Source organism: Flavobacterium branchiophilum FL-15, from assembly GCF_000253275.1.
In the GTDB taxonomy this organism is placed as follows: domain Bacteria; phylum Bacteroidota; class Bacteroidia; order Flavobacteriales; family Flavobacteriaceae; genus Flavobacterium; species Flavobacterium branchiophilum.
In genome coordinates this window covers 3,498,945-3,523,991 of the sequence record NC_016001.1, presented here as the reverse complement: position 1 = coordinate 3,523,991, position 25,047 = coordinate 3,498,945, and the positions used below count along the sequence as shown (strand labels likewise).

19 protein-coding genes are annotated in these 25,047 nt (G+C 33.1%); 13 read left to right on the top strand and 6 right to left on the bottom strand.

Translation table 11 applies throughout. The features are described 5' to 3' along the window. Window positions 1-172: 172 nt before the first annotated feature. From FBFL15_RS15450 to FBFL15_RS15425, 6 genes are all read left to right on the top strand, one after another. Window positions 173-1,387: an aminotransferase class V-fold PLP-dependent enzyme gene (locus tag FBFL15_RS15450; protein WP_014085442.1), complete on the top strand. Its 1,215-nt coding sequence runs from the start codon at window positions 173-175 to the stop codon at window positions 1,385-1,387. Between the two features lie 29 nt (window positions 1,388-1,416). Next, window positions 1,417-1,911 carry a hypothetical protein gene (locus tag FBFL15_RS15445; RefSeq protein WP_014085441.1) on the top strand — a complete coding sequence of 165 codons (495 nt, stop codon included), beginning with the start codon at window positions 1,417-1,419 and terminating at the stop codon, window positions 1,909-1,911. A 3-nt stretch (window positions 1,912-1,914) separates the two neighbouring features. Continuing rightward, window positions 1,915-2,331 carry a SufE family protein gene (locus FBFL15_RS15440; RefSeq protein WP_014085440.1) on the top strand — a complete coding sequence of 139 codons (417 nt, stop codon included), beginning with the start codon at window positions 1,915-1,917 and terminating at the stop codon, window positions 2,329-2,331. Window positions 2,332-2,347: 16 nt separating this feature from the next. Continuing rightward, the gene (locus tag FBFL15_RS15435; protein ID WP_014085439.1) at window positions 2,348-2,677 is read left to right on the top strand and encodes an SUF system Fe-S cluster assembly protein; all 330 of its coding nucleotides are present in this window, start codon (window positions 2,348-2,350) and stop codon (window positions 2,675-2,677) included. Between the two features lie 14 nt (window positions 2,678-2,691). After that, window positions 2,692-3,198, top strand: coding sequence for a DUF2480 family protein (locus tag FBFL15_RS15430; protein ID WP_014085438.1), 507 nt, complete (start codon window positions 2,692-2,694; stop codon window positions 3,196-3,198). A 67-nt stretch (window positions 3,199-3,265) separates the two neighbouring features. Beyond that, entirely contained in the window at window positions 3,266-4,162 is an 897-nt protein-coding gene (locus tag FBFL15_RS15425) for a DUF3078 domain-containing protein (RefSeq protein ID WP_014085437.1), read from the top strand. 43 nt (window positions 4,163-4,205) lie between these two features. On the opposite strand, the gene FBFL15_RS15420 is transcribed toward FBFL15_RS15425, so the two are convergent. Next, window positions 4,206-4,985: an amidohydrolase gene (locus FBFL15_RS15420; protein WP_014085436.1), complete on the bottom strand. Its 780-nt coding sequence runs from the start codon at window positions 4,983-4,985 to the stop codon at window positions 4,206-4,208. Window positions 4,986-5,126: 141 nt separating this feature from the next. On the opposite strand from FBFL15_RS15420, the gene FBFL15_RS15415 reads away from it, so the two are divergent. After that, window positions 5,127-6,182 (top strand): helix-turn-helix domain-containing protein, encoded by a 1,056-nt coding sequence (locus FBFL15_RS15415; RefSeq protein ID WP_014085435.1) that lies wholly within the window; start codon window positions 5,127-5,129, stop codon window positions 6,180-6,182. Window positions 6,183-6,193: 11 nt separating this feature from the next. Here the strand turns inward: FBFL15_RS15415 and FBFL15_RS15410 are convergent, their stop codons facing one another. The 3 genes from FBFL15_RS15410 to FBFL15_RS15400 form a co-directional block, all read right to left on the bottom strand. After that, window positions 6,194-8,692, bottom strand: a complete 2,499-nt coding sequence (locus FBFL15_RS15410) for a DUF5686 family protein (RefSeq protein WP_014085434.1) — start codon at window positions 8,690-8,692, stop codon at window positions 6,194-6,196. A gap of 318 nt (window positions 8,693-9,010) precedes the next feature. Beyond that, on the bottom strand, window positions 9,011-9,556 hold the full coding sequence (locus FBFL15_RS15405; RefSeq protein ID WP_014085433.1) for a PepSY-associated TM helix domain-containing protein: 546 nt from the start codon (window positions 9,554-9,556) through the stop codon (window positions 9,011-9,013). 359 nt (window positions 9,557-9,915) lie between these two features. Beyond that, window positions 9,916-12,321 carry a TonB-dependent receptor gene (locus FBFL15_RS15400; RefSeq protein WP_014085432.1) on the bottom strand — a complete coding sequence of 802 codons (2,406 nt, stop codon included), beginning with the start codon at window positions 12,319-12,321 and terminating at the stop codon, window positions 9,916-9,918. 853 nt (window positions 12,322-13,174) lie between these two features. Here FBFL15_RS15400 and FBFL15_RS15395 point away from each other — a divergent pair. The 6 genes from FBFL15_RS15395 (at window position 13,175) to fcl (ending at window position 21,965) form a co-directional block, all read left to right on the top strand. Beyond that, window positions 13,175-13,789 (top strand): hypothetical protein, encoded by a 615-nt coding sequence (locus FBFL15_RS15395; protein ID WP_014085431.1) that lies wholly within the window; start codon window positions 13,175-13,177, stop codon window positions 13,787-13,789. Between the two features lie 230 nt (window positions 13,790-14,019). Further along, window positions 14,020-15,585, top strand: a complete 1,566-nt coding sequence (locus tag FBFL15_RS15390) for a hypothetical protein (RefSeq protein WP_014085430.1) — start codon at window positions 14,020-14,022, stop codon at window positions 15,583-15,585. Window positions 15,586-15,607: 22 nt separating this feature from the next. After that, window positions 15,608-18,142, top strand: coding sequence for a fibrobacter succinogenes major paralogous domain-containing protein (locus FBFL15_RS15385; RefSeq protein WP_014085429.1), 2,535 nt, complete (start codon window positions 15,608-15,610; stop codon window positions 18,140-18,142). A gap of 136 nt (window positions 18,143-18,278) precedes the next feature. Next, entirely contained in the window at window positions 18,279-19,592 is a 1,314-nt protein-coding gene (locus tag FBFL15_RS15380) for a TlpA family protein disulfide reductase (RefSeq protein ID WP_014085428.1), read from the top strand. Between the two features lie 377 nt (window positions 19,593-19,969). After that, complete coding sequence (gmd, locus tag FBFL15_RS15375; RefSeq protein ID WP_014085427.1) at window positions 19,970-21,040, top strand: GDP-mannose 4,6-dehydratase; 1,071 nt, start codon at window positions 19,970-19,972, stop codon at window positions 21,038-21,040. Further along, the gene (gene fcl, locus FBFL15_RS15370) at window positions 21,030-21,965 is read left to right on the top strand and encodes a GDP-L-fucose synthase (RefSeq protein WP_014085426.1); all 936 of its coding nucleotides are present in this window, start codon (window positions 21,030-21,032) and stop codon (window positions 21,963-21,965) included. Before gmd ends, fcl begins: the two co-directional genes overlap by 11 nt. 318 nt (window positions 21,966-22,283) lie before the next feature. Here the strand turns inward: fcl and FBFL15_RS15365 are convergent, their stop codons facing one another. Beyond that, complete coding sequence (locus FBFL15_RS15365) at window positions 22,284-22,901, bottom strand: T9SS type A sorting domain-containing protein (RefSeq protein ID WP_014085425.1); 618 nt, start codon at window positions 22,899-22,901, stop codon at window positions 22,284-22,286. Further along, complete coding sequence (locus FBFL15_RS15960; protein WP_014085424.1) at window positions 22,898-24,985, bottom strand: hypothetical protein; 2,088 nt, start codon at window positions 24,983-24,985, stop codon at window positions 22,898-22,900. The genes FBFL15_RS15365 and FBFL15_RS15960 overlap by 4 nt, the downstream gene beginning before the upstream one ends. Window positions 24,986-25,047 lie beyond the last annotated feature (62 nt).

Genomic DNA, 25,047 nt, shown 5'->3' with positions numbered 1-25,047 from the left:
ATTTTTTTTTTGATAAACAACCTTCAAAACCCACTTGAAAATTAACCTTCAAGTGGGTTTTGGTTTTCATAAAAAATAGAGGTAATCAATTTTAACAAAAATATAAACAAACACCGTTTTTTTATAAATCAAATTGATTACTTTTGTATTTAGAAAAATTCTAAATAAAGAGATGTTTGATATTCAAAAAATAAGAGCCGATTTCCCAATTCTGGGCACCCAAGTAAACAACAAACCATTGGTTTATTTTGATAATGGTGCTACGTCTCAAAAACCTCGAGTTGTAATAGAGGCCATTGCCCATTATTATGAAAACACCAATGCCAATATCCACAGAGGGGTGCATACCTTGAGCCAAAAAGCAACAGACGCTTATGAACTGGCACGACAAAAAATTCAAAAACACCTCAATGCCTTGCATCCACACGAAGTAATAATGACTTCTGGAACCACGCATAGCATCAATATAGTAGCCAACGGCATGGCCCATTGGCTAAAACCCATGGATGAAATTTTGGTTTCGGCGTTAGAACATCATAGCAATATTGTGCCTTGGCAAATGCTTTGCGAACGAACGGGAGCGGTACTAAAGGTAATTCCAATGGATGCCAACGGAGCTTTAATTTTGTCGGAGTTTGAAAAATTATTATCGGACAAAACCAAGTTAGTAGCCGTAAATCATATTTCAAATGCACTAGGCACCCTCAATCCTGTGGCCTATATGGCACAAAAAGCCCATCAAGTTGGAGCCTTAATTTTAGTAGATGGAGCACAGGCAGTACCTCATTTGAGGCCCAACGTTGTTGCATTGGATTGCGATTTTTATGTTTTTTCTGGACATAAAATGTGTGGACCAACGGGAACAGGAGTTTTATATGGCAAAGAAGTTCACCTTAATGCACTAGCACCTTTTCAGGGAGGAGGCGAAATGATTAAGGAAGTAACCTTTGAAAAAACAATATATGCAGCATTGCCTCATAGGCTAGAGGCAGGCACTCCAAATATTGCTGGAGGCATTGTATTGGGTGTTGCCATCGATTATTTAAACGAAATTGGTTTTGAGGCCATTGCGGCTCACGAAAAAATGCTTTTAGATTATGCTACACAAACATTAACTCAAATAGAAGGATTACAAATTTTTGGCACAACGCCCGAAAAAGCCTCTGTAATTTCGTTTAATATCAAAGGAATTCACCCTTATGACATTGGTACAATTATTGATAAACTTGGTATAGCCGTAAGAACGGGGCACCATTGTGCACAACCCATTATGAATTTTTTCGAAATTCCAGGCACCATCAGAGCTAGTTTTGCATTTTATAACACCAAGGACGAAATTGATTTGATGGTTGCAGCTATTAAAAAAGCCATGACAATGTTGCAGTAAGAATACTAATTTTATTAATAGATAAAAAAATGAAAACCCTAACTTTTGTATTATTTTCTTTTTTAGTTTGTAGTTGTAAATCAACAAGTACAAATGCAACTAACCAGAACACCATGACTACCAAAGAGCCTGTTGCAAATGCAACAGTAACCCAACAACAGCAAGATTTTAAATTGGTTTATACGGCCAATTCAAGGGGAAGTTTTTTTAAAATTGAAATAGCAAATCAATCCATACAAGTTGTAAATTCGAGAGACGAATTTGAAAAGCCTAAAATTTTTGCCCTATCAGATACAGATTGGCAAAACATTGTAAGCGAAGTTAAATTGCTACAATACAATGAAATAGCTACTTACAAAGCTCCATCTCAAGCCCGATTTTATGATGGTGCCGGCATTGGAAAATTTGTTATAACATTGGAAAATGAAACTTATACTTCAAAAGATTTTGATGCTGGAAATCCTCCTGTTGCTTTGTCAAAAGTAGTATCATTGATGATTTCGCTTTCAAATAATAAACAATAACAAATGGAAATACAAAAAATACAAGAAGAAATAGTTGAAGAGTTTTTAATGTTTGACGATTGGATGCAACGGTATGAATACATTATCGAGTTGGGAAAAAACTTACCATTGATAGATACATCATTAAAAACAGATGAAAATTTAATAAAAGGTTGTCAATCAAAGGTTTGGATGCACGGAACCATTGAAAACCATATCATTTATTTTACTGCCGATAGCGATGCTATTTTAACAAAAGGTATTGTAGCGTTATTGATAAGAACTTTTTCAGGACAATCGGCACAAGCTATTTTAGAGGCAAAATTGGATTTTATCGATCAAATTGGACTCAAAGAGCACCTTTCGCCAACAAGGGCCAACGGATTGCTGTCTATGATCAAACAAATAAAAATGTATGCTTTGGCTTACAATTCAAAATAAAAGAAACAAATAAAATATGAGTACAGAAAATAAGATAGATACTTATTCGTTAGGCGAATCGATAGTAGAAAAATTAAAAACCATTTACGATCCAGAAATTCCAGTGGACATTTATGAGTTAGGATTGATATATGATGTAATGGTAAATGAAGCATTTGATGTAAAAATTTTGATGACCTTAACCTCGCCAAATTGTCCTGTGGCCGAAACATTGCCATTAGAAGTTGAGGAAAAAATAAAAACGATAGATCAAATACACGAGGTAGAAGTAGAAATTACTTTTGACCCCCCTTGGAGCAAAGATTTAATGAGCGAAGAAGCCAAACTTGAGTTGGGAATGTTGTAAAATTTTTTTAAAAAATGGAAGACGAAATACTCAACAAAGTGGCTCAAAGTGCCTTGGTTGTATTTGATTTAGAAGATTATTATCCAGCGGGTCGTCGGGAGCTCATCGATTTGTCTCAATGGCTTTTTGAAGGGTATATCCTAAAAGAAAAAGCATTTAGAACGGCACTTGCTCAACACAATTGGAGCAATTATCAAGATGCTTTTGTGGCCATTACATGTAGTACAGATGCCATTATACCAAAATGGGCCAGTATGCTGGTAGCCGTTCAGTTGCAGCCTTTTTCAAAAAAAATAGTTTTGGGAAACTTAGAAACATTGGAAACCAGTATATATCAAGATATTTTAAATGAATTGGATTATACACAATACCAAGATAAACCCATGATTTTGAAAGGTTGCTCCAAAAAACCCGTACCAGAAGGAGCATACATTTTAGCCCTACAAAATTTACAAACTGTGGCCAAGAGCATTATGTTTGGCGAAGCATGCTCGGCCGTGCCCATGTATAAACGCAAATAAATATGTTAATTCTTTTGGGCAATCCGTATGGAATCTGTACTTTTGTAGCAAATAATAATTAACAATAATGAAGAAAATTTTTTATGCAATAGTCTTATTATCAGGACTTTGCTCAAACGCACAAGAAAGAACGGTTCAAGATTTAGAAAAAATTAAAAAAGAACTCGATGCCAAACCTAATGGTTGGAAAAAAGGCGGATTGATAACCCTAACTTTCAATCAATCAGCTTTTAATAACGATTGGACGGGAGGTGGTGTTTCAAATATGTCGGGCAATATTGGTTTGAATTATGATTTGAATTACAAAAAAGATGACGTATCGTGGGACAACAAATTTATTGCTTCTTACGGTTTGACAAAAATCAAAGGCGAAGATTTAGTAAGAAAAACAGACGACAGATTGATCATCAATTCTATTGTTGGAAAAAAAGCCTCAGGATATTGGTTTTATTCTGGATTTGTAAATTTTAAAACACAGTTTGATGCAGGATTCCTTTTAGACGGAACAGGAAAACCAACAGGCGTCAAAAATTCACACTTTATGTCGCCAGCATATATTCAGGCAGGTCCGGGTATGCTATGGAAAAAATCTGACAATTTGAAAGTGAATATTGCACCTGCTACTTCACGCTTAATTTTAGTAGATTCTTATTTTACACAATATGGTTCGTCTTTTGGTGTAGCACAAGGCAAATCCTCTAGATTTGAATTTGGAGCATCTGTAAATGCTTATTATAAAACTACTTTGATGGAAAATGTTACGATTGAAAATAATTTAGGTTTATATGCCAATTATTTAGACAAACCTCAAAATATTGTTATAGATTATAATATGAATTTAGTAATGAAAATCAATAAATATATTTCTACAAATTTAGCTTTTCAAGCAATTTATGATGATAATACTATTGGAGCTTTTCAAATCAGAGAAGTATTTGGATTGGGAGTCAATTATGGTTTTTAATTCATTTTGCACCACATCATATCAAAACCTTTAGCCTCATAAGCTAAAGGTTTTTTTGTATATCAACAACAAAAGTATCACCATCGTTCAAAAACGGAAATTTTTTTCGGGCCTCGTTTAAAGCTTTTTTGTCCAGCTCAAATTCAAAAAAACCTTCAGTAGTTTGTGGTGACAAAACCAGGTTGCCAAAACAATCAACACACTGAGAATGACCATTATATACTAATTGATGAGCATCTGAACCCACCCGATTAACTCCAATTACATAAGCCATATTTTCGATAGCACGGGCTTTTAGCAAAGCATCCCATGCTGCAATTCTAGCATTTGGCCAATTGGCCACATACAACAAGGCATCATAGCCCAAAGTGTTCCGACTAAAAACAGGAAATCGCAAATCATAGCAAACTTGAAGGGCAATTTTAAAACCCTCGAACAATATTATTTGTGGCTGGATACCTGCAGTATATATTTGATGTTCGCCAGCCAAGGTAAATAAATGCCTTTTGTCATAAAATAGCACTTTGCCCGATGGCAAAACAAATAAAAAACGGTTGTAAAAAAGGCCATTTTCTTGTATAGGAATACTACCTGCAATGGCAGCTTGGTGTAGTTTTGCCATTTTTTGTAGCCATAAAACGGTTTGTTCCTGCATGGTTTCGGCCAGCAATTGTGCATTCATCGAAAAACCCGTAGTAAACATTTCGGGCAAAAGGATAAGGTTTGTATTTGAAGAAATTTTAGAAAAAATGACCTCTAATTTATTGATGTTTTTGATTTTATTTTCCCAAATTATATCAAATTGTACTACTGCTATTTTCATTTATTGTAATTTATTGTAATTTATTATTGATATATAGTATATTTTCAATTCTATTATCTGATATTGGCATGTTTTATAAATATTTGGATTATTCATTAAATAATTTGTATTTTCGCCAATAAAAAAGTAAACTCTACATATATGTTAAATTTACATATCAAAAGTGCTCAAAACTTTATCAAACTCCATTTTTTAATTGTGAGTTTTTATATTGTTACGTTTATTTTTTTTCTATATTTATTTGACCAATCGCAATATACTTTTCCTGTTTTTATAGCTTTAGTTTGCAATAATATCATTTATTATATTGTAAAAGAAATGAACAGCAAAAAAGGTATTTTGGTTATGTTTGTTTTTTATAACATCTTATTTTTAACCGATATTTTGTTGGTTTGGAATTTTTTACCATTAGAATACGCTTGGTTTATCAATTTGATAATTATATTGTTTTTTAATTTTAATATCAGATATGCTGTAACCTATTTGATCGCTTTGGCATTTGTATTGCCACTAACTCCTTATGCTTCAGAATATTTTGTGCAATATTTTGGCTTCAATTCCAGCAATGTATTTACTACACAAAAATCTGTTTATATTTGGAATGTTGTACAATTGTTTACCATATTTTTGTTTATGTTGTTGGTTTATCATTTTAAAAAAGAATTAAATCAAATTTACAAAAAAAATAGCGAACTTAAAAAATCGGATACCCAAAAAATGCAAAATACAGAAAAACATTTTGTAGAGGCAGAAATTGATTATGACCAAGACGACAGAAAAAACAACAGAAAACTACAAACTAAAAACAAAACAGAGTTTGTTAAATCAGACAACTTTGTTATTCTGTTTAAAGATATTGTACAATATATAGAAAAAGAAAAACCATACAAAGACCCTAATTTTTCTTTAAATGATTTAGCTGAACATTTTCAAACCAACATTAATTATATTTCAAAGTCGATTAATATCAATCAAAACGGCGAAAATTTCAAAAACTTAGTCAATTACTACCGTATAGAATATGTCAAACAAGAAATAGATAACGGATTGAAAAACAGAAAGTTAAAAGATTTATATACTGCAGCTGGATTTGAATATCAGGCCACTTTTAATCGTGTGTTTAAAGAGTTTGAAGGAGTAACACCATCAGAATACATCAAATCCGTTAGAGGCATTACCGATGCTCAAAATAATTAATACTTTTTTATTTATAATTGGATTGCAAATGTCAATCGTAATGCCAAATTGTCTTTGATATTTTCAAACTGATATGGCCCATATCTATAAAATCCACTCAAACCAAATCCTTTGTAAAGCTGATTGATTTCTATCCCCGATTCGTAATAGCCTTTTTCGAGTGTTTTAAATGGAAGTCCAATATGTTGCGACATGCGATTCATGTTTCCATAAGCAAATCTTGACACTAACACAATGGTAGGTTTCTTTTTTTGAAAAAGCGGCACATCGACAAAAGCATGTTTGGCTTGTAAAAAAACATAATTGCTCGAAAAAAATTCGTTGTAAAACATTGTTTCAAAACTATTTTTACCTGCTGTTGTTAGTCTTTCCCACAAATTGTCTTTTGTAGGATTGTTGGGCAACATGTTAAACAAATGGGTTATTGGAACATCGCCAACCGTTAGTCCGGCATTTAGTATCAGCCCCGTTTTTTGTTTGTTCAGATACTCTTTTTCATAATCAAATTTGAAATCTATTTTAAAAAAATCAAAATCGTTTTCAATAATTTTTGGCAATGTTTGGGTCAATTGAAATGTAAATTTTGGGAACCTTTTTTCTATTTCAAACCTACCAATTGGCGTTTGCATATAATCGCTAAACGGATTCCATTGAATAGAAACCTGTGCCGTTGTTAGGTTAAAAATGCGGTATTCTCTACCCAAATGGGCAAACATATAGTTGAATTTAGGCTCAATAATGTTGTGTGATATTTCCCAAACGCTTTCGGTTTTTGGAATAATTCGAGTTTCAATATAGGCTCTTAAACTAACAATGTTATAAAAATTGGTAATATTAAAGGGCCTTCCATCATATATTTTGAATGGTGTTTTTTCTACTAAAAATTTGGTACTTCCCAGCTCTCGAACATCATCTGTATAGGACATTCCAATCCATGAATTTGAAAAATTCCCAACCCGAACACTACTTCCAAGATGGTATTTAAACACTCCATCTTTGGTTCCATAAGCCGTATAACCCTCTAGTTTATAAAGGCTCGACAGTTTTTCGTTGCTCATACCTCCAATACCAAATCGCAAACCTTCGTGGTTGTTAAATGTAAATATCTTTTTCAAATCCACATCTATTTTCCCAATTGGCAAATAGCCAAACCTAAATTTTCGGGCAATGGCTATTCGGGATTCTAATTTGTTTTTGACAGACAAACTGTCCAAAACCCGATAGGTATTAGGGGTTCTATCGTCTAAATGTTGTATGCAAAGGCTGTCCATCAATTGCCGATGCACTTTTGTTGGTTCTTCCTTGGCCTGAATGGCAATAGAAGGGCGTTTGATATTTACGGGCTGGTCTATTTGGATATCAAAATTTTTCGATTCTGAAATTAAATACAAATAATCTGATAATTTTTTATCATGCGATGGCATTTCTAATATATCATTATTATCAAAATGAATTTTCAAACCTAAAATTTGAATGTCTTCGTTGTTTTTGCCTTTTGTAATGATAAATTTTTTGTGTTTTGGAAACCAAATGTCTTTTTCAACACTATATTCAAAATCATGAACCCCCGAAATGTTCAAAATGCCACCCACTCCTAAAACAGCTTTTGCTACTCCAAAATTGGATTTGTCTATATAAAGCACCCCTTCTAACCCCTTGGATTTACTCTTTTTTTTGTTTTTAAAATATATAACGGCAGTTTTTCGGCCTTCTACCCATGCCTCGTCTAATAGTGTAAATTCATATTCATTATACAAATGTTCTGATAATGGACTAATGTATTTGGTTTCGGCTAATTCGTAGTGGTTGTTATATACCGAAAAAGATTGTAAGTTGAAACCTAATATTTCATACAAAGGTTTTTTGAATCCAGCCATTTTGGCGTCTAAAATGGTTTCTTTTAAATTATTTTTTGCATATTGAAAAAGCGATAATTTTTCTAATAAAAACAAATGATTTTTTGTAATAATTTGTTTTAATTTATAGTCAGAGGAATCTACTTTTGTTAGTATTTTAAATCCATTTCGGGTAATAAAAACACTGTCAATATTGCCTTTTAACGAATCGGGTGTTGCTGTAACTAAAGTTTTGTTATACGTCTTAAAATCAAATGTTTTAAATCGCAACAACGGATCATTATGTTTTTTATAAAAAATAACGTTTTTTATGATTTTTTGTGCTGTATTTTTTTTGGATAAGGCTTCTTTATTTGTATCAAATGGTTTTAAATAGATGTTTTTATAGTATTGATGGGCCTTTACTTCTAGTTTTTGACTTTCAAAACCAACCCTCGAAATTTGGATGGTGGTTACGGTATCCAAAATAGTGAGCAAAAATTTGCCTTTGGCATCTGTAAAATACAACATTCCATTGTTTGTTTTGATGCTCACAAACGGAACGGGAGCATGGCTAGATGCGTCTTTTACAACGCCTTTAAATGTTGTTTGGGCTTTTATTGGCAGGGCTAATAGCATCAAAGCAATAAAAAACCAATAAGTTTTAAACGACATATAGAATCAAATTTTCAACAAAAATAGAAAATTATGTTTATATTAAAAGTTTTTTTTTAAATGTTGTGGCTAAATAATTTTTACAATTGCCTTTGTGGTTTTGAATCAAATAAGTAGAATGTCGGGTTTGAACAAATAGAAACTAAAACAGTTGATTTTCAACAGAATATATTGATTTCTATAGGTTAAAGTACGGGTGCTTACTTGGTACGAATAAATCAAATTGTGATAAAAAATCCTTGTCAACCTACCTCATTTTGACAAGGATTTAGATGTTGATGTTGTGCATTTAATATTCAGATGAATATCGATCGAAATTTAGACAAACAATACAACCAACAACGGAATAACCAAACCTGCTGCGGCAAGTTTCCAGCCCCGTTTGCTAAAGGTGTTTTTGCCAACGGTAATCATCAGCATGCCCGAAATGGCAATGGTTATCAACGATATACCAAAAATATCCGAGTAGTAAATCCACCAGTTGGAGGTGTTTTTGTGCAACTTCATGGTCTGGCTGATAATTGGTGTTTTCACAAATGTTTCTATTTCGCCTTTGCCAGTTTTTAAGTCAATTTCGACATCATTTTTTTCAAAGGATATTTTTAATTTATCTTCTTTTACTTTGTAACGGCGAAATTTATCCTCAATGCCCAATTGTTGGCCAAGGTCTTCGGCAAATTTTTCGGTTATTTCTTGGTCTTTTGGAATGTTTACTTTTATAGCTTTAGTTGCTACGGTATATTTTTCGGGATGCCACATCTCTCTGTGGTTCATCATAATACCTGAAAAAGCAAATGAAATAATCAGGCCTACATAAAAGTAGCCTAAATCTCGGTGAATGTTGCGGGCAGTTAGTTTTGCCATAGTTTTATTTTTTAGTTTATATATAGATGGTATTTTATGTCAATGGTTTAATTAAAATTTATTAAATTTTTATCGAACCATTAACATATTAAGTTTCATTAAGTCTTAATTACCTTAATTTCTTAATGGTTTACATTTTTGAATAGTTTTTTTATAATATTAAACATTTGTAAGAAACCAATGCGTTACGTCGTAAAACCTTTTTTTTAAAATTTTTGTTTAGAAAATGTCTTTTGGAATCTATTCGTCATGTCTAGCCCCGATAGAGCCGATATCCTTTTTGTTTTTTTTTTTTCAAAAAACAAAAAGATAAAGGCGATAGCGGGACAAATTTTCTGTTGAAACGAAATTGTCTGCTTCTAAAATTTACATTTTAAACTAGTCATAATTTGGCGAGGTGCAATAGGATTGACGCTATAATTTTCGTGAACGGTATAGTTTAACTCGTTGGTAATGTTGGAAAGTTTGCACAAAATACTCCATTTTTTGTAGGTGTAACCTGCTGATATATCGATAGTTGTGTAGCCTTGCAACGGAATATCTCTGTCGTTGATGGTTACGGTACCGGTGGTTGTGTTGACGACGTATTGATCGTTCCAACCACCAAGTCGGTTGCCAATGTAGTTGCCAATGGCCCCCATAGAAATGCCTTTGAACTTGCCCGACGGAATGTTGTAAAAAAAGCTCAAATTGGCTGTATTTGCTGGCGTTCGAGTCAATCGGTCGCCTTCTATAAATCCACCATTTACTATGTTGGTTTTGCTGAAACGGCTGTCGTTGTAGCTGTATCCTGCGGTGATATTCAAGCCTTCTATTGGTTTTGCGGTGATGTCAATTTCGATGCCTTTGCTTGTGGTTTCGCCATTCAAAACCTTGATATTGGTGTCGGTATTTGGAGTAACGCCATCAGCTTTGAACTCGGCTGTTTGTGCCAAATTGCTGTTGGTAATTTGGTAAACGGTAATGTTGGTGCTCAAAATGCCGCTCCAAAAATCTTTTTTTACACCTATTTCATATTGGTCAATTATCGAAGCTTCGATAGGTTTTAAGTCGGCTGTTGTTCCTGTATTTGGGGTAAACGAATTGGAATAACTAGCAAAAATAGCAGCGTTTTTATCGGGTTGGTAAATGAAACCAATTTTAGGCGAAAAGGCTTTGTCTTTCAATTTTATACCTTTAGAAATGGTAACAGGACTTGCAAGAAAGTTGTGCGTTGCAGCTTGAGCTTCTTGCCACGACCAACGAATTCCAGCCAACATTTTGAATTTTTGGGTAAACGAAATCAAATCTTGAGCATAAATTCCGAAACGATTGGTTGTTGTGATTACTTTTTGAGTATTGACAGCGTTTGGCTCGGTAATGGTTTGATTGTTTGGGTCAAATGTAAAGACGTTTATCGTGTCATAATTGGCAGGTGAAAACACAAAAGTATGTGCGGTTGCTACTGAATTTTCATAATCTATACCCGAAAAAGTTTGGTGTTTGATGTTACCTGTTTTGAAACAACCTTGAAGGCTGATTTGCTCCCCCAAAATGGCTTCTAGGTTTTTGTATTGACCAAGAGGGCGGCTCCAAGTACCGTTTGGATTGGTAATTTGAATGCGTTCGGTGCCTTTCCATTCACGGTCATAATTTTGGTAAGACGAATTGAAATTAAGCTTCCAATTTTTGTTCAGCGAATGGTTCAATAGGGCAGAGGCACTGGCGGTTTTTGTATTTCCGTTGGACCACAAAGCCCCATAATAATTGCCTCTTGGCACCTCAAAAATTTGCTTGCCAATAAGTATCGTACCAAAATCGGGCGTCCAATTATCGTTCATAAAATCACCTTGCAGGGTAAGTTGTGTTTTTGAACTTATATTCAATAAAAACGAAGGGTTGATGTAATAACGCTCTCTCTTTACGACTTCTCTAAAACTTTCTGAATTTTCGTAAGAAGCATTCAATCGGTAGGCAATGGATTTACTTAATGGTCCATAAAAATCGATAGATGGTTTGTAAAACGCATAACTACCTGTTTGCATGATAATTTCGCCTCCTTTTTTGAAAGATGGGGTTTTGGTAACCAAATTTATAATGCCTCCAGGAGCCACATTTCCATACAATAAAGCCGAACCGCCTTTAAGAAATTCTACTTTATCTAAAGATGAAACCTCTGGAATAGAACCTGAATTGTATCGAAATCCGTTTTTAAACATATTATTTGCCGACATATCATAGCCACGAGACCAAAACGATTCTTGTGCGCCACCACGTGCAGAACCTACATACACACCATTGGCATTTTTAATGACTTCGCTCAGGCGAATGGCTTGTTGTTGTGCAATTATTTCATTATCAATGGTTTGCATACTTTGCGGAATGTCCAAAGGTTTCAACCCTGACCGAACCGCACTTACTTTTCTTTTGTTCGGACTCTCTTTAATTACGATTACAATCTCTCTCAATGTTTCCATTTGTTCCTCGAGAGTAAAAGTAACTTTGGTAGTTTCGTTGGCAATTACTTTAATATCTTGGGTCTGTTTTTTCAAACCTTCTGCTTCAATGGTAATGGTGTGCAAACCAACAGGGAAATTTTTAAAAAAGAATAACCCATTTTCATCTGTTTTGGACACCGATGTTTTTTTGCCTAGCTTAATAGTAACACCCGAAAGGGGGTAGCCGTCTTTTGAAATAATTTTGCCTTCAATAGATCCCGTTTCTTGGGCATAGCTTATAAAACAAGAGATTAATGCGATGATTAGGAAGTTGATTGTCTTTTTCATGATATATATTTACGAAATGCGTTTATTTAGAATAATTAAAAATAACGTTGCAAAGATAAAACCAACATTTTAATTATGCAAATTTTATTTAGATTAAATCTTAATAACATCAATAAATTTAACTAAATATCTGAAAAACAGTTTGTTAATATATTTAAAAACAGTAGTTCAATCTTAAAAAAGGTTTTTTTGTTGGAAACGGTTGATGAATAAAAGCTATGTACAAACAGATTGCATCAAAAAAATAAATGAACCGAAATGCAATTGAAATGTAAAATTTGATAAAGCAATAAAACAATTTGAATACGATGCTAATAAGTTTAAAATCATTTTAACCTTATATTGTAGAATAGTAACTGCGTCCAAACGGACATAATCATCAGTAAAATGGTGGAACCTAAAACCTGTTTTTGATGTAAATAACATTCATCAACATTGAGACAACAATCAAAATACTAAGAAAAAGAAATGGAATCATTTGAGAGGGATGTATTTTTGAAAAACTTTTTTTATAATGATTTAAAAAGACCAATAAAATCACAAAATCAAACTAATGAATACTTAAAATAATTGTGCTTTATGATATTGAAAAACGTCTAATTACACCTTTTTGAATAAAAAATAAAAAACGGCATTAAGCCACAATAGCAAACCATTCATCCGACATTTTAAAACTTTGGTCTAATAACAAAAATATATGCTATTTGAAAGAGAGTTAAAAAAAGAGTCATTAAAAAAATTAAATAAATGTAATTCAATATACTATTGAAAGTTAATGTTTTAAAAATTCAAATTTAGGGTTTTTAATTTAATTTAATTTTTATATTTGCAATCACAAATTTTTACTTTAAATATGAAATTCAAATTACATTTATACCTACTATTATTATTTGCTCCGCTTGCATTTAGTCAAGCTGTAGCAGATAGTACGACTATGTATATTAATGGAATGGTTTATATTCAAAAAGGAAGTGTATTAATGGTAAAAGAACTTCATATTAATTTGCAAGATGCTTCTATTGAAGGAGAAGGCATACTAAAGCTAGAAACTCAAACCAAACAAACCATAAAGAGTAACAATGCTACAATTGCCCATTTGGAGGTTGAAAATAAAAACAAGCTTGAAATAGAGGGGCAAATAACTTTTGTAAACGAAATTGTTTATACTAAAGCTATTCAAATAAAATCTTTAGAACGTTGTGGCAATCCTATTCTTAAAAGTGCCATAGCCTACGAAAAAGCAAAGTACACAGAAAAAAAACCACTTTACTTTAAAAATGCTAAATTCAAATCTAGCAAACCCTTTGACATCTCATGTCAAAACGTTTTGGATTGGCAGGTGCAACCGTTATTGCTATTTGAACCAAATCAGTTTATAGGCTTTACACAAAAGATTACCATTTCATTTAAAAACATTATTTTTAAAAATAATACACTTCTTCCACATTTGATGCCTCCTTTAGTCTAAATGAACTTACTTTAGCAAAGGACGCTATATTCGTATATTTTTATAACTAAAAAAGGAGCTACTATGACTACTATTAAAAAGCAATAAGTAGGTAGTTTGTTGTGAATATACGAAATTAAATATCATATAATAAAATTAATTAATTCGAGGTGTATTTTATAGACACCTTATAAACAACGATAATTATTTATCAAAAAACCATAATTTATAATCGCTAAATTTTTTTTAAAATGAAAAAACCAAAATTACTATTATCACTATTACTGCTTACAGCAGCAGGAACATATGCACAAGTTGGAGTTGGAACAACCAATCCGCAAGGCATTTTCAATGTCGATGGAGGCAAAGATAATGCAAGCTCGGGAACTCCTACAACTGCACAACAAGCCAATGATCTTGTTGTATTATCTACAGGTAATGTAGGTATGGGAACAACATCTCCATTGAATAAACTAGTTGTAAAAGGAACCAACAATCAGCCTTCTGCTCAAAATGTGGATGCTACTAATGCTATACTAAGAGTAGATGGCAGTTCAAACCACGCATTGGATTTTGGAGTTTTAGCCAATTCGCCTTATGGAGCTTATATACAGTCTCAAAATAAAACTGGAGCAACTGGTTTGCCTTTGGCATTGAATCCTTCGGCAGGAAAAGTTGGTATTGGAACTGTAGATCCTAGTGAAGCATTGACTGTTATAACAAGTACCAATGCAGCGGATTTTGGTTTATTTTCAAATGTTACGGTTCCACCTACATCAGATGTTATGGCGGCTCAAATTAAATTAGGGCATTCAAAAGATTGGTTTACAGGTATTCGAAGTATATTGCCATCTGGATCTGCCAATACAGGTCTAATGGATTTGCAATTGACAACAGGTACTGCCGCTTCAGACAATACTCAAGTGGCTAGATTAACTGTGAAAGCAGTGTCTGGAAGAGTTGGTATTGGCACTACAACTCCAGCTCAAATGTTGGACGTGAATGGTACCATTAGAGGAAAATATGGAGTGTTATTAGAAACACAATATGGTACAGTTATTGAAAATTTTTATGCAGTTAATGGCGGAAATAATGATTATGTTGGATTAATTCCTTCAGGTGCTACAAACAATTTAGGAATTCTTTTCAAAGCATCGACAAGTGGAACTTCTGGATTGGCGGAAGTAATGAGAATTGCACCTTCTGGAAATGTAGGGATTGGATTGCTTCAAACCAATGCTACTACTGCAACACCTAATGCAAAATTGGATGTACAATCTGCTGTAAAAGAAGTAGCACGATTTACAAGTAGCCAAACTTTAACTAATTTTGGTCATATTGCCATTGGTAATGCTACTGGTTCGTGGGCAAAATTAGCAGCAGGGTCGGGTGCATTTGCTTTAAGAAACTACTCAGATGATTCTACGATTATTTATTCTGATTTGGTAACAGGTAATACAGGTATAGGAACTACTGATCCTAAAACAAAATTAGAAGTGAATGGTGCTGCAACCAATACATCATCAATTGCTGCAACAGGTACAACTATTAATTTTGCATTAAGTAACCTAGCTGGAACTACAGCAAGTGCTGGAGCTTTTACTTTACAAAATTTAAAAGATGGTGGTTCATATACATTAGTAGTAAAAGGAGCAACTTCTGGAACATCAACATTTTCAGCAACAAATATTGCAGGCACTACATTGACGGTTCACTTGCCATCTGACAACGGTGCAACAACCGCAAGTAAACATACTCTTTACAACTTTTTGGTAGTAGGAACAGATGTTTATGTATCTTGGGTGTCTGGATTGTAATCATAAAATTAAACAGAAACAGATGAAAAATCTCAAATCGATATTTACAGTTTTATTGCTACTCCTACAAACGGTTGTAGCAATAGGACAAGTAGTAGGAACCCCAATACCCGTTTTTAAAAAGAAACCGGTTATTGATATTCCTGCTACTCTTACACTTGGTCAGGACTATTCCTATTTTATAGCATCGGCATTTGATCAAGATTATTTGCCTTATACAAGTCCTACCTCTGCGGCTGTAACCACTGCGGTTGCAGCAGATGGTACCAATGAAGCTGTTGCAGTTGATGTTCAAGGTGTTATTACAACTTCTGGATTTACTTATAAAATACCTATTTCAGCTACTGGATCTGGTACATTACCTGCTTATAGTACAAATATTACAATTGATGCTAGTTTAACAGAAGATGGTATAAGCAGAGATTTAAATTTGTCATGGGCATCACAATCTTATACTACTAGTACTAAAAGTATTATTGCAACCATAAAAGCTGTGGGCGGTACACTTAACATCAAAAAATTGGATATAAATGGAGGTATTGGAGACGATGTTTTAGGTATTTTATTAGGAACATTTAGTTATCCATACGACAGTTTCGGTAGTAACTCCTATTTTAGTATTCGTGCAATTTCAGGTATTCCAGATAAGAAATTTGGTTTGGCCGACAATGGAGGTGCAGGAACCGAAAACAGACACCAATTTTTGTATTTGCCAATAGAAGCTGAAGATGGTAATATTTGGTTGAATAACAATTTGGGAGCCAATTATACCAATGTAAATAGTGCAAGTTTTAATCCAAATGGACAAGCTACTTCTAGAACAGATACAAATGCTTATGGAAATATGTTCCAATGGGGAAGACCAAGCGATGGACATGATTTAATAACTTATACTACTGCTACCTTAGCAGCACAAGTAAATGGGGAAACTTTAACACAAAATGATGCACCTACAGATGCACTTTTTATTAAAAAAGATGACTGGAGGGTGAACTCTTCAACTACACTTTGGGCCAGCGAAACTAGTACTAATAATCCATGCCCTTATGGATTTAGAGTACCTTCGTTAACGGAGTGGTCTAACTATATCACAGCGGCAAACATTAATAACCACACAACCGCTGCCGCTGCTACCTTAAAAATTACCATACCAGGATTTCGGACTTCATCAACAGGCCAAGTAGATTTTGAAGGACAAGAAACTTTTTATTGGAGTAATACCAACGCAGTAGAAGTATTTAGAGCTATGCGAATGAGAATTTATAATGCGGGTACACAAACTAGTAGCGGACTTAAAGGAGATGGGTATCCCATTAGATGTATAAAAGACAACACTCCAGCAGCTACGGTTACTACATTAAATTGTGCTGGAGCTACACACACAGGAACTCTAAAAATGGGATTGGCACTTAGCAATTTAACTACTTCTGTACCATATTCTGGTGGAAATAGCGGAAAATTCAATCAAGTACCGGTCAATTCAACTGGAGTAACAGGGCTTACTGCAACACTTGCACCTGGACTAATTGGTACCTCAGGAAACTTAGTATTTAGTATCACTGGAACCCCAAGTGGCCCAGGAACAGCCAGTTTTCCATTAACCTTTGGTGGGCAGTCTTGTACGTTTACACGTACTGTAGATCCAGCGGCTACTTTCAGTTGTGGAAATACTATTGTTTCTACAAACGACTGGGTACTAACAAATGGCAACTCCTACACGGGAACAATTGCAATTCCATATACTGCGGGTAATACAGGACAAAACTACCCTGCCGAAACCATTACTGCAAATGGCATCACATTTACCAGAAACTCGGGCACTTATGCTGCATCGGGCAATATGACTTATAGTTTTACGGGAACATTTACAGGTACTAGCAACACGGTTTTCGATATTACGGTAGATGCTTTTGCAGGCGGTTGTACCATTCCCATTTTTGATGCTATTAGAGGAGCTTTAGCTCAAGCGGGTTGCACAAGTTGTACCAATTATGATGCTGCTGCTATTGATAATGCAGTAGCCATAACCAAATCTGAATATGATAAAATTGCTTTGATTTTAGGAGCTGGAAAAAGCGGATTATCAGATGCTACTATTGCAACAGACTCAGCAAATCCACAAAGTTTTTCAGGAAATAATACATTGTCAACAAATAGTAATAGTAATACTAAAATACCTGCTAGTAACTACATCATGGCATTTCAGGTTAGAACATGGAGTAGTTCAGTAACCTCTATGGCGGGAATGCAATTAAAAACAAGTGCAACTCATATTTCTGGATATACTAATTATGGAGGGACAACCCCTTCTACAGGATCTGGAAATGCAAGTACTAATTATTATTTTGTATTCAAAAGACCAACTGCTAAAACTGCAGCTGGATCAGACTCCTTTTTTGCAATATATATAGCACAATTGGGACAAGTACAAACATATCCTATTGGAACAGGGACAAGTTATAATTCAAATTCTAATTCAAATTCATTTGCCTCTGCATATCCAACTCCGTTTACGCTTTATGCTCAAACATTAAGTACTGCAACAAAGCAATGGTAGTGCTATATTAATATCATTTTTTTATAAAAAGGCTCTATTAATTTTTTTTAATGGAGCCTTTTTTATACAGGCTATTTGTGCTCAGAAACAGATAGTTTTATGTAAATTTGGCGTCTATTCTAAAACAAAATTAAAGATGAGAATTTTTATCTGTTTTTTACTATTGTGTTCGGCTCATCTAAAAGCTCAAAGTATCAAAGGTCGTTTTTCAAAAGTACTATCTAATGACATAAGCCTTTGGGGATTTGACGGATTAAAAGAATATGAACTAGCTAAAACCAATACCGATTTGGATGGAAATTTTATTTTGAAATATCCGAAAGACTATATTGGTTCGAGCATTTTAAAATCAAAAGGAGCTTCCAATATCATCGTTTTGTTAGCGGGTGAAGATATTGAAATAAAATGGGATGACCTTACCGATTTTAAAACACTTGAATTTAAAAATTCAACAGAAAATGAATTTTTTGAAAAAGCGATTGCTCTAAATCAAGATATTCAAAAAAAAATACCCGCACTTTCTTATTTATTACCGTTATATAAAGATACGGAAGCACAAAAAAAATGGTTAAAAGACGAACTTGCATTTCAGAATACAAAAATAACCGATTTTTATAAGAAAATAAACCCACAACTTTATGTAAGTAGTTATATAAAATTTAGAAAATGTATTGCAGCTATTGAAAATATTAAAACGGAAACCGAATATATTAACTCTGAATTGGCTACATGCTATAAACAGACCCATTTTAACGACAATAAAATATGGCATTCTGGACTAATTAAAGAATGGCTTGTTAATTATTATCAAATGTTAGAAAAAGTATTTCCTAGTACATCACTTAGTGCTCAATTAATAATAGCTAACCAAGTTTGGTTGGATGACTTAAAAACAGACCCACTTCGAAAACAAGAAATAGCTACATTTTGTTTTAATTGGTTAGAAAAAAAAGGATACATAGCACCTGCTTCGCAAATAGCATTAGCTATGTTAAACGAAACAAATTGTAATTTAGATGTCAAAACCCAAAGTATCTTTGAACAATATCAAAAATTAGCTATTGGGAATACTGCTCCAAACATCATTTTATCTGAAAATAAAAATTTATTAAACCTATCAAACACCTACAAATTTGTAATATTTGGGGCGAGTTGGTGTCCAAATTGTCAATCAAATTATCCTTCATTGGTAGGTATTTATGGCAGATTGCAAAAACAAATAGATATTGAATTTATATATATATCGATTGATACTGATGTCAAAGCTTTTGAAGCCTATTATAAAGGAGCTCCTTTTATTACTTTTTGTGACGGAAAAGGTTGGGATAGCCAAGCCGCAAAAGACTATTACTTAAACGCCACACCAACCTATATTTTGATGGATAAAAACCTTAAAATTATATCAAAAATAACAAATCCTTACGAATTGGAAACTTATTTTCAAAAATAGCATCTGGCTTTTTATCAAGAAACAAGAACGTTATTTAATGTTTGAAATCAAAATAGATGTAAAAAGGACTAAAATGATGACTTATCACCTCAATCTTACTTAATGGTTTTTTAAATCAAAAACAAATAAAAATCTTACGGTTATTTTTATGAACAATGTGAAATAATACCCAATACTTGTTTATAAAATAGCGGTTTCATTCGTTTGGCAGATTCAAGAATTATAAAATTTGATGTTTTTGTAAAGGTTTTTAAAAAGCAGCATTACAATAACGATAAAACTTACAAATCCCTTTTTTAATTTTTTTAGCAAAGTGAAATAAAAATACAACAACCAATCATTTAAAATAGTAGCTTTGTGTTTTTTAAAATGACAGCATGAAAAAAGCATTGATAACGGGCATTAATGGACAGGATGGATCTTATTTGGCCGAATTTTTATTGGAAAAAGGATATGAAGTTCATGGAATTATCCGTCGAAGCTCCACCTTTAACACGGAGCGAATAGAACATTTATATATTGATAATCTTATCAAAGATTTGCATGCACAACAAAAAATAAAACTTCATTATGGAGACATGACCGATGCTACGAATTTGATTCGACTAATACAAGCTTTAAAACCGGATGAAATATACAATTTAGCAGCACAATCGCATGTGAAAGTTTCGTTTGAATTGCCAGAATATACGGCACAAACAGACGCTATTGGTACACTTCGATTATTAGAGGCAATCAGAATTTGTGGATTAGAATCTACTACCAAAATATATCAGGCATCAACATCAGAATTATATGGTAAAGTGCAAGAAATACCTCAAACAGAAACAACCCCATTTTACCCTCGTTCTCCTTACGGAGTAGCGAAAATGTATGCGTATTGGATTACAAAAAATTACAGAGAATCCTATCAAATTTTTGCAGTAAATGGTATTTTATTCAACCATGAATCCGAAAGAAGAGGGGAAACATTTGTTACACGAAAAATTACACTTGCTGCAGCCAGAATTGCTGCTGGATTGCAAGAAAAATTGTATCTTGGTAATATAAATTCTTTAAGAGATTGGGGCTATGCCAAAGATTATGTAGAGTGTATGTGGCTTATGCTCCAGCAAGATTGTCCAGAAGACTACGTAATTGCTACTGGAGAACAACATAGTGTAAAAGAATTTTGCGAATTAGCATTCAACGAAATTGGCATCACCTTAACATGGCAAGGCGAAGGAGCAAACGAAAAAGGAATTGATTCCAAAACACAAAAAACACTAATTGAGGTTGATCCAAAATATTACAGACCAGCTGAAGTAGCAACCCTTTTGGGTAATCCAAATAAAGCCAAAACACAATTGGGCTGGAATCCACGCAAAACATCTTTTGAAAAATTAGTTCAAATTATGATGCAACACGACCTAGAATATGTAACCCAATATAAAAACAATGTTTACTAAAACTGCTAAAATATTTGTTGCAGGATCAAACGGAATGGTAGGATCTGCAATTGTTAGAAACCTAAAAGCAAAAGGATTTGTTAATATTATAGAGAAAAATTCCAAAGTATTAGATTTAAGAAACCAACAACAAGTTTTAGATTTCTTTGAATCTGAAAAGCCAGAGTATGTATTTTTGGCGGCAGCAAAAGTGGGTGGTATTCTAGCAAATAATACTTATCCAGCTGCCTTTTTATATGATAATTTGATGATTCAAAATAATGTTATACATGCTGCTTATTTAAATCAAGTAAAAAAATTACTCTTTTTGGGCAGTTCATGTATTTATCCAAAACTAGCTCCTCAACCCATCAAAGAAACATATTTGCTTACAGGAAGCCTCGAACCCACAAACGAAGCGTATGCGATTGCAAAAATTGCTGGAATTGAAATGTGTAAGTTTTATAGAAAACAATATGGTTGCCATTTTATATCGGCAATGCCTACTAATTTATATGGTATAAATGATAATTTCGACCTTCAAAATTCGCATGTTTTGCCTGCTTTGTTGCGAAAATTTATCGAAGCCAAACAAAATCATGTTCCTGAAGTTAGCTTGTGGGGAACAGGAAAACCTCTGAGAGAATTTCTTTTTGTATCTGATTTGGCCGAGGCTTGTTGCTTTTTGATGGAGCACTATGAAAGCGAAGATACTATAAATGTTGGAACCGGAACAGATGTAACCATTTTTGAACTAGCACAAATAATAAGTACAATTGTAGGCTATACGGGCAACATTATTTTTGATACAACCAAGCCCGATGGAACCCCAAGAAAGCTTTTAGATGTTTCTAAAATCAATCAATTAGGTTGGAAAGCCCAAACTTCGTTAGAGGAGGGTATTAATATTACTTATAATTGGATATTGCAAAACAAACCTTTTTAATACCAAATATATTTATAAAATAGTCCAAAGATGCGTTGTTATTTTTTAGAAAAAAATTAAAAAAAAATCGTTGCATAGCTGGGCTACGAAACTATATTTTTTGACTCATTTTAGCAAAAAAGAACCAATAGATTGGGCTATTTTATATTGTACATTTGGTGTAATTTGTTTTTTACAAAAAAAAGATGTCCCAAAAAGTTAAAATTTCATTTTTATACATTTAAAACACTAAAATAGTAATGAGATAAAAATATAAAGCCTTGAAAATTCAACTTTTTAGGACACCCGCTTCAAAGTAATGATGCAGTAAGTTGGTCTTTATTTTGATTTTACAAAATGTTTAGTTACAACATTGTTATCACTTGAAACAATCAAATTATAAATTCCCTCTGCCAACATTCCAACGTCGATAGTTACTGTTTTGTCTGAAATATCTATACTTCTTTGAAAAATTATTTTACCATCAATTCCAATTATTGCTATCCTATTTGCGTCAATATTACCTAGATTGATATTCAAAAATTGATCGGCAGGATTGGGAAACAGCACAACATCTACCTCACTTATAGCCACTTGTTCTATGGCGGGTTTAGCAATTATTGTATCTGTTACAATTGTTTCCTTAGAAGAAACATTATTACAAGGCCCAACAGCTGCAATAAACTTACCTGTAACCAAAGGAACAGCCTTAAATCCATTTGTAAGACTTACTTTTGTTGCTGAATAAAACTTATTATTTGTTACATTTAGCGTTCCAGTAGTAGTAATGGCTTGATTGGTGTAATACTTACCATTATTTACAGGGACATTTGTTGCCGAAAATGAAATAGCTACAGCGGTATTGGCATTTACTGGTGCTGGAGAACAAAAAGTTTCGGGTTGAGCAGCCATGATTTGTAGCGCAAAAAACAAGGCAAATATTAATATAGTTTTCATCTTTGTGGGGTATTTGCAACAAGTTGTTGAACTAATTTTTTCAACTCGTCAATTTCTTTCTTTTGATTGATTAGGTACAGCGTGAGCTCTTCAATTTTTTCTTGTTGTTTGGTGCTAATACTTGCTAAAGGCAATCCGTTTGTTTCTATTTCATGAGCCGATGGCATATTAGGCAAATGACCATTTTGTTTGATAAAACTTTCAACCTCTGCTAGCGACTGCAATTTATAATCGTTTTTAAATACATAATCAGCCCATCCAACATTGCTTACTAATATTTCATCTTTTACTTTTACTTTGCCATTTACTAAAAGATTATATCCCGCATTTTCTGCTTTTTCTAATATGTACTTTGCATTTACACTATTTGCACCAATTAAAATACTTTCTGTAGCTGAATTAACATATAAAAGTTCTTTAGTGCTTGCTAAATTACGGAGTGAAATATTACCATTAACTCTAAAAACATACTCGTTCCAAGGATCTGGATTAAATGTAGATAATTCAGAATCTGTTGAGATTCCAGGTTCACAATTAATTCCTAATACTCCTCTTTTGCTAAATAATGTATTTATACTTGTTCCATAAAACACTTTCGTTCCATTTATATTTAACCTGCTTATTCCGTTATAAATATTATCATCTTTAGGTGTTTTTGTGTTATTCCCTATAGTAAAAAATTCATAATTTTGAAATGTTAATTGTGAACTACCCCAATTGTTCTCATTATTCTGTATCAATACTTTTCCAAAATTTTTAAACGCCAAATGATTTTTATTAGTATCATTTAGTGAGGTTGGATAAGTTGTTCTTTCAACTCCTTCTATATAATAATCATTTATACCTCTAAGTATGTTATCTGTTCCACCTCTACCAATACCATTATTAATAAACTGCGTATGATGTCCTTCGTCTTTGTAATATTTATCTCTAGTTTCTGATGTACCATTATTAGTTCGGCCTTCTGTATCAAAATTTTCAATAACAGTCCTATCAGCATTTTCACTTACATTAATAACATACGTTAATTTATTATTTGGAGAGGATTCTTTCCAGTCAAAAATATCGAAATCTCTAAATGTATTATTTCTGCCTATAACATTTTTTACAACATGTGTTGTTAGTTGGTCAATTAATACTAAATCACTACTAGGGTTAGTTGTTGTTTGAAACTTTATTTTATTAAAAATATTATCATTTGGTCTAAAAGAAAGATCAGCAGGATCACTATCAACGAATTCTATACCAACAGTTGCTTTGTCAAAACTAATGTTTTCAAAAGTATTACCGTTAAAAGCCCCTAGAGATGTATTTATAACTATGCCTCCTAAACTTCTTTTGAAGCTGATGTTTCTAAAAGTATTAAAGTCTGCCTCTCCTTGAGCGATGATGTGTATAGGGGTTGGTGAAGTCATACAATAATAACTATTAACCACACCTTCATCATTATTTACTTGACCAATTAAAATGTTTTCAAATATATTTTTATCTCCGTCTTTTAATTCTATACATGAATTTATTTTTGCAGTAGAAACTTGGCCGTTAAACACTTCTGGTACAAGACATAGGTTTTTTATGGTATTGTAATAACTATTATTTTCTACTTTGAAAAAGGCTAAACCCATATCCATATTTGTAAAAGGTGTAATAATAGTACTGTTTCCACTTCCCTCAATAGTAATCCCTTTTTTATTGCTTAAAATTACACTTCCATTCATTTTATAATTCCCTTCTTGGATATAAATTTTCTTGTATTTAAAATTAATGGTATCATTTATAGCAGCGTTTATGGCATCATTTAGAAATGTATTAGTATTATCAACCGTTATATTGGCCCCTAAAATAGCAGGCGAATTGATGGATTTTATGGTATAAACGTTTGTAGCATTACCAGTGCCGCTGCTGGTATTGGCTAAAATTACTTTGCCCGAATTGTCTAATGTAAGCACTTTGCCATTTGAAGCTATGGGGGTTATACTATTGACTGTTGGTAAAGTTAAAGTACCTGTTATTTCGTTGTTTTGTGCAAAACCAAATGTGGTTAGCAACAACAATATGATGGTGTATATTGGATTAGATTTCATTTTTATTTGTTTTTAAAATGGTTAAAAAATACCCTGTCCCTTTGAAAAAAGGAATAAAATTA

Excerpts from the sequence above, each read along its gene's own strand:
- FBFL15_RS15450 (WP_014085442.1), top strand. The coding sequence starts at position 173 with ATGTTTGATATTCAAAAAATAAGAGCCGATTTCCCAATTCTGGGCACC.
- FBFL15_RS15445 (WP_014085441.1), top strand. The coding sequence starts at position 1,417 with ATGAAAACCCTAACTTTTGTATTATTTTCTTTTTTAGTTTGTAGTTGT.
- FBFL15_RS15440 (WP_014085440.1), top strand. The coding sequence starts at position 1,915 with ATGGAAATACAAAAAATACAAGAAGAAATAGTTGAAGAGTTTTTAATG.
- FBFL15_RS15435 (WP_014085439.1), top strand. The coding sequence starts at position 2,348 with ATGAGTACAGAAAATAAGATAGATACTTATTCGTTAGGCGAATCGATA.
- FBFL15_RS15430 (WP_014085438.1), top strand. The coding sequence starts at position 2,692 with ATGGAAGACGAAATACTCAACAAAGTGGCTCAAAGTGCCTTGGTTGTA.
- FBFL15_RS15425 (WP_014085437.1), top strand. The coding sequence starts at position 3,266 with ATGAAGAAAATTTTTTATGCAATAGTCTTATTATCAGGACTTTGCTCA.
- FBFL15_RS15420 (WP_014085436.1), bottom strand. The coding sequence starts at position 4,985 with ATGAAAATAGCAGTAGTACAATTTGATATAATTTGGGAAAATAAAATC.
- FBFL15_RS15415 (WP_014085435.1), top strand. The coding sequence starts at position 5,127 with ATGTTAAATTTACATATCAAAAGTGCTCAAAACTTTATCAAACTCCAT.
- FBFL15_RS15410 (WP_014085434.1), bottom strand. The coding sequence starts at position 8,692 with ATGTCGTTTAAAACTTATTGGTTTTTTATTGCTTTGATGCTATTAGCC.
- FBFL15_RS15405 (WP_014085433.1), bottom strand. The coding sequence starts at position 9,556 with ATGGCAAAACTAACTGCCCGCAACATTCACCGAGATTTAGGCTACTTT.
- FBFL15_RS15400 (WP_014085432.1), bottom strand. The coding sequence starts at position 12,321 with ATGAAAAAGACAATCAACTTCCTAATCATCGCATTAATCTCTTGTTTT.
- FBFL15_RS15395 (WP_014085431.1), top strand. The coding sequence starts at position 13,175 with ATGAAATTCAAATTACATTTATACCTACTATTATTATTTGCTCCGCTT.
- FBFL15_RS15390 (WP_014085430.1), top strand. The coding sequence starts at position 14,020 with ATGAAAAAACCAAAATTACTATTATCACTATTACTGCTTACAGCAGCA.
- FBFL15_RS15385 (WP_014085429.1), top strand. The coding sequence starts at position 15,608 with ATGAAAAATCTCAAATCGATATTTACAGTTTTATTGCTACTCCTACAA.
- FBFL15_RS15380 (WP_014085428.1), top strand. The coding sequence starts at position 18,279 with ATGAGAATTTTTATCTGTTTTTTACTATTGTGTTCGGCTCATCTAAAA.
- gmd (WP_014085427.1), top strand. The coding sequence starts at position 19,970 with ATGAAAAAAGCATTGATAACGGGCATTAATGGACAGGATGGATCTTAT.
- fcl (WP_014085426.1), top strand. The coding sequence starts at position 21,030 with ATGTTTACTAAAACTGCTAAAATATTTGTTGCAGGATCAAACGGAATG.
- FBFL15_RS15365 (WP_014085425.1), bottom strand. The coding sequence starts at position 22,901 with ATGAAAACTATATTAATATTTGCCTTGTTTTTTGCGCTACAAATCATG.
- FBFL15_RS15960 (WP_014085424.1), bottom strand. The coding sequence starts at position 24,985 with ATGAAATCTAATCCAATATACACCATCATATTGTTGTTGCTAACCACA.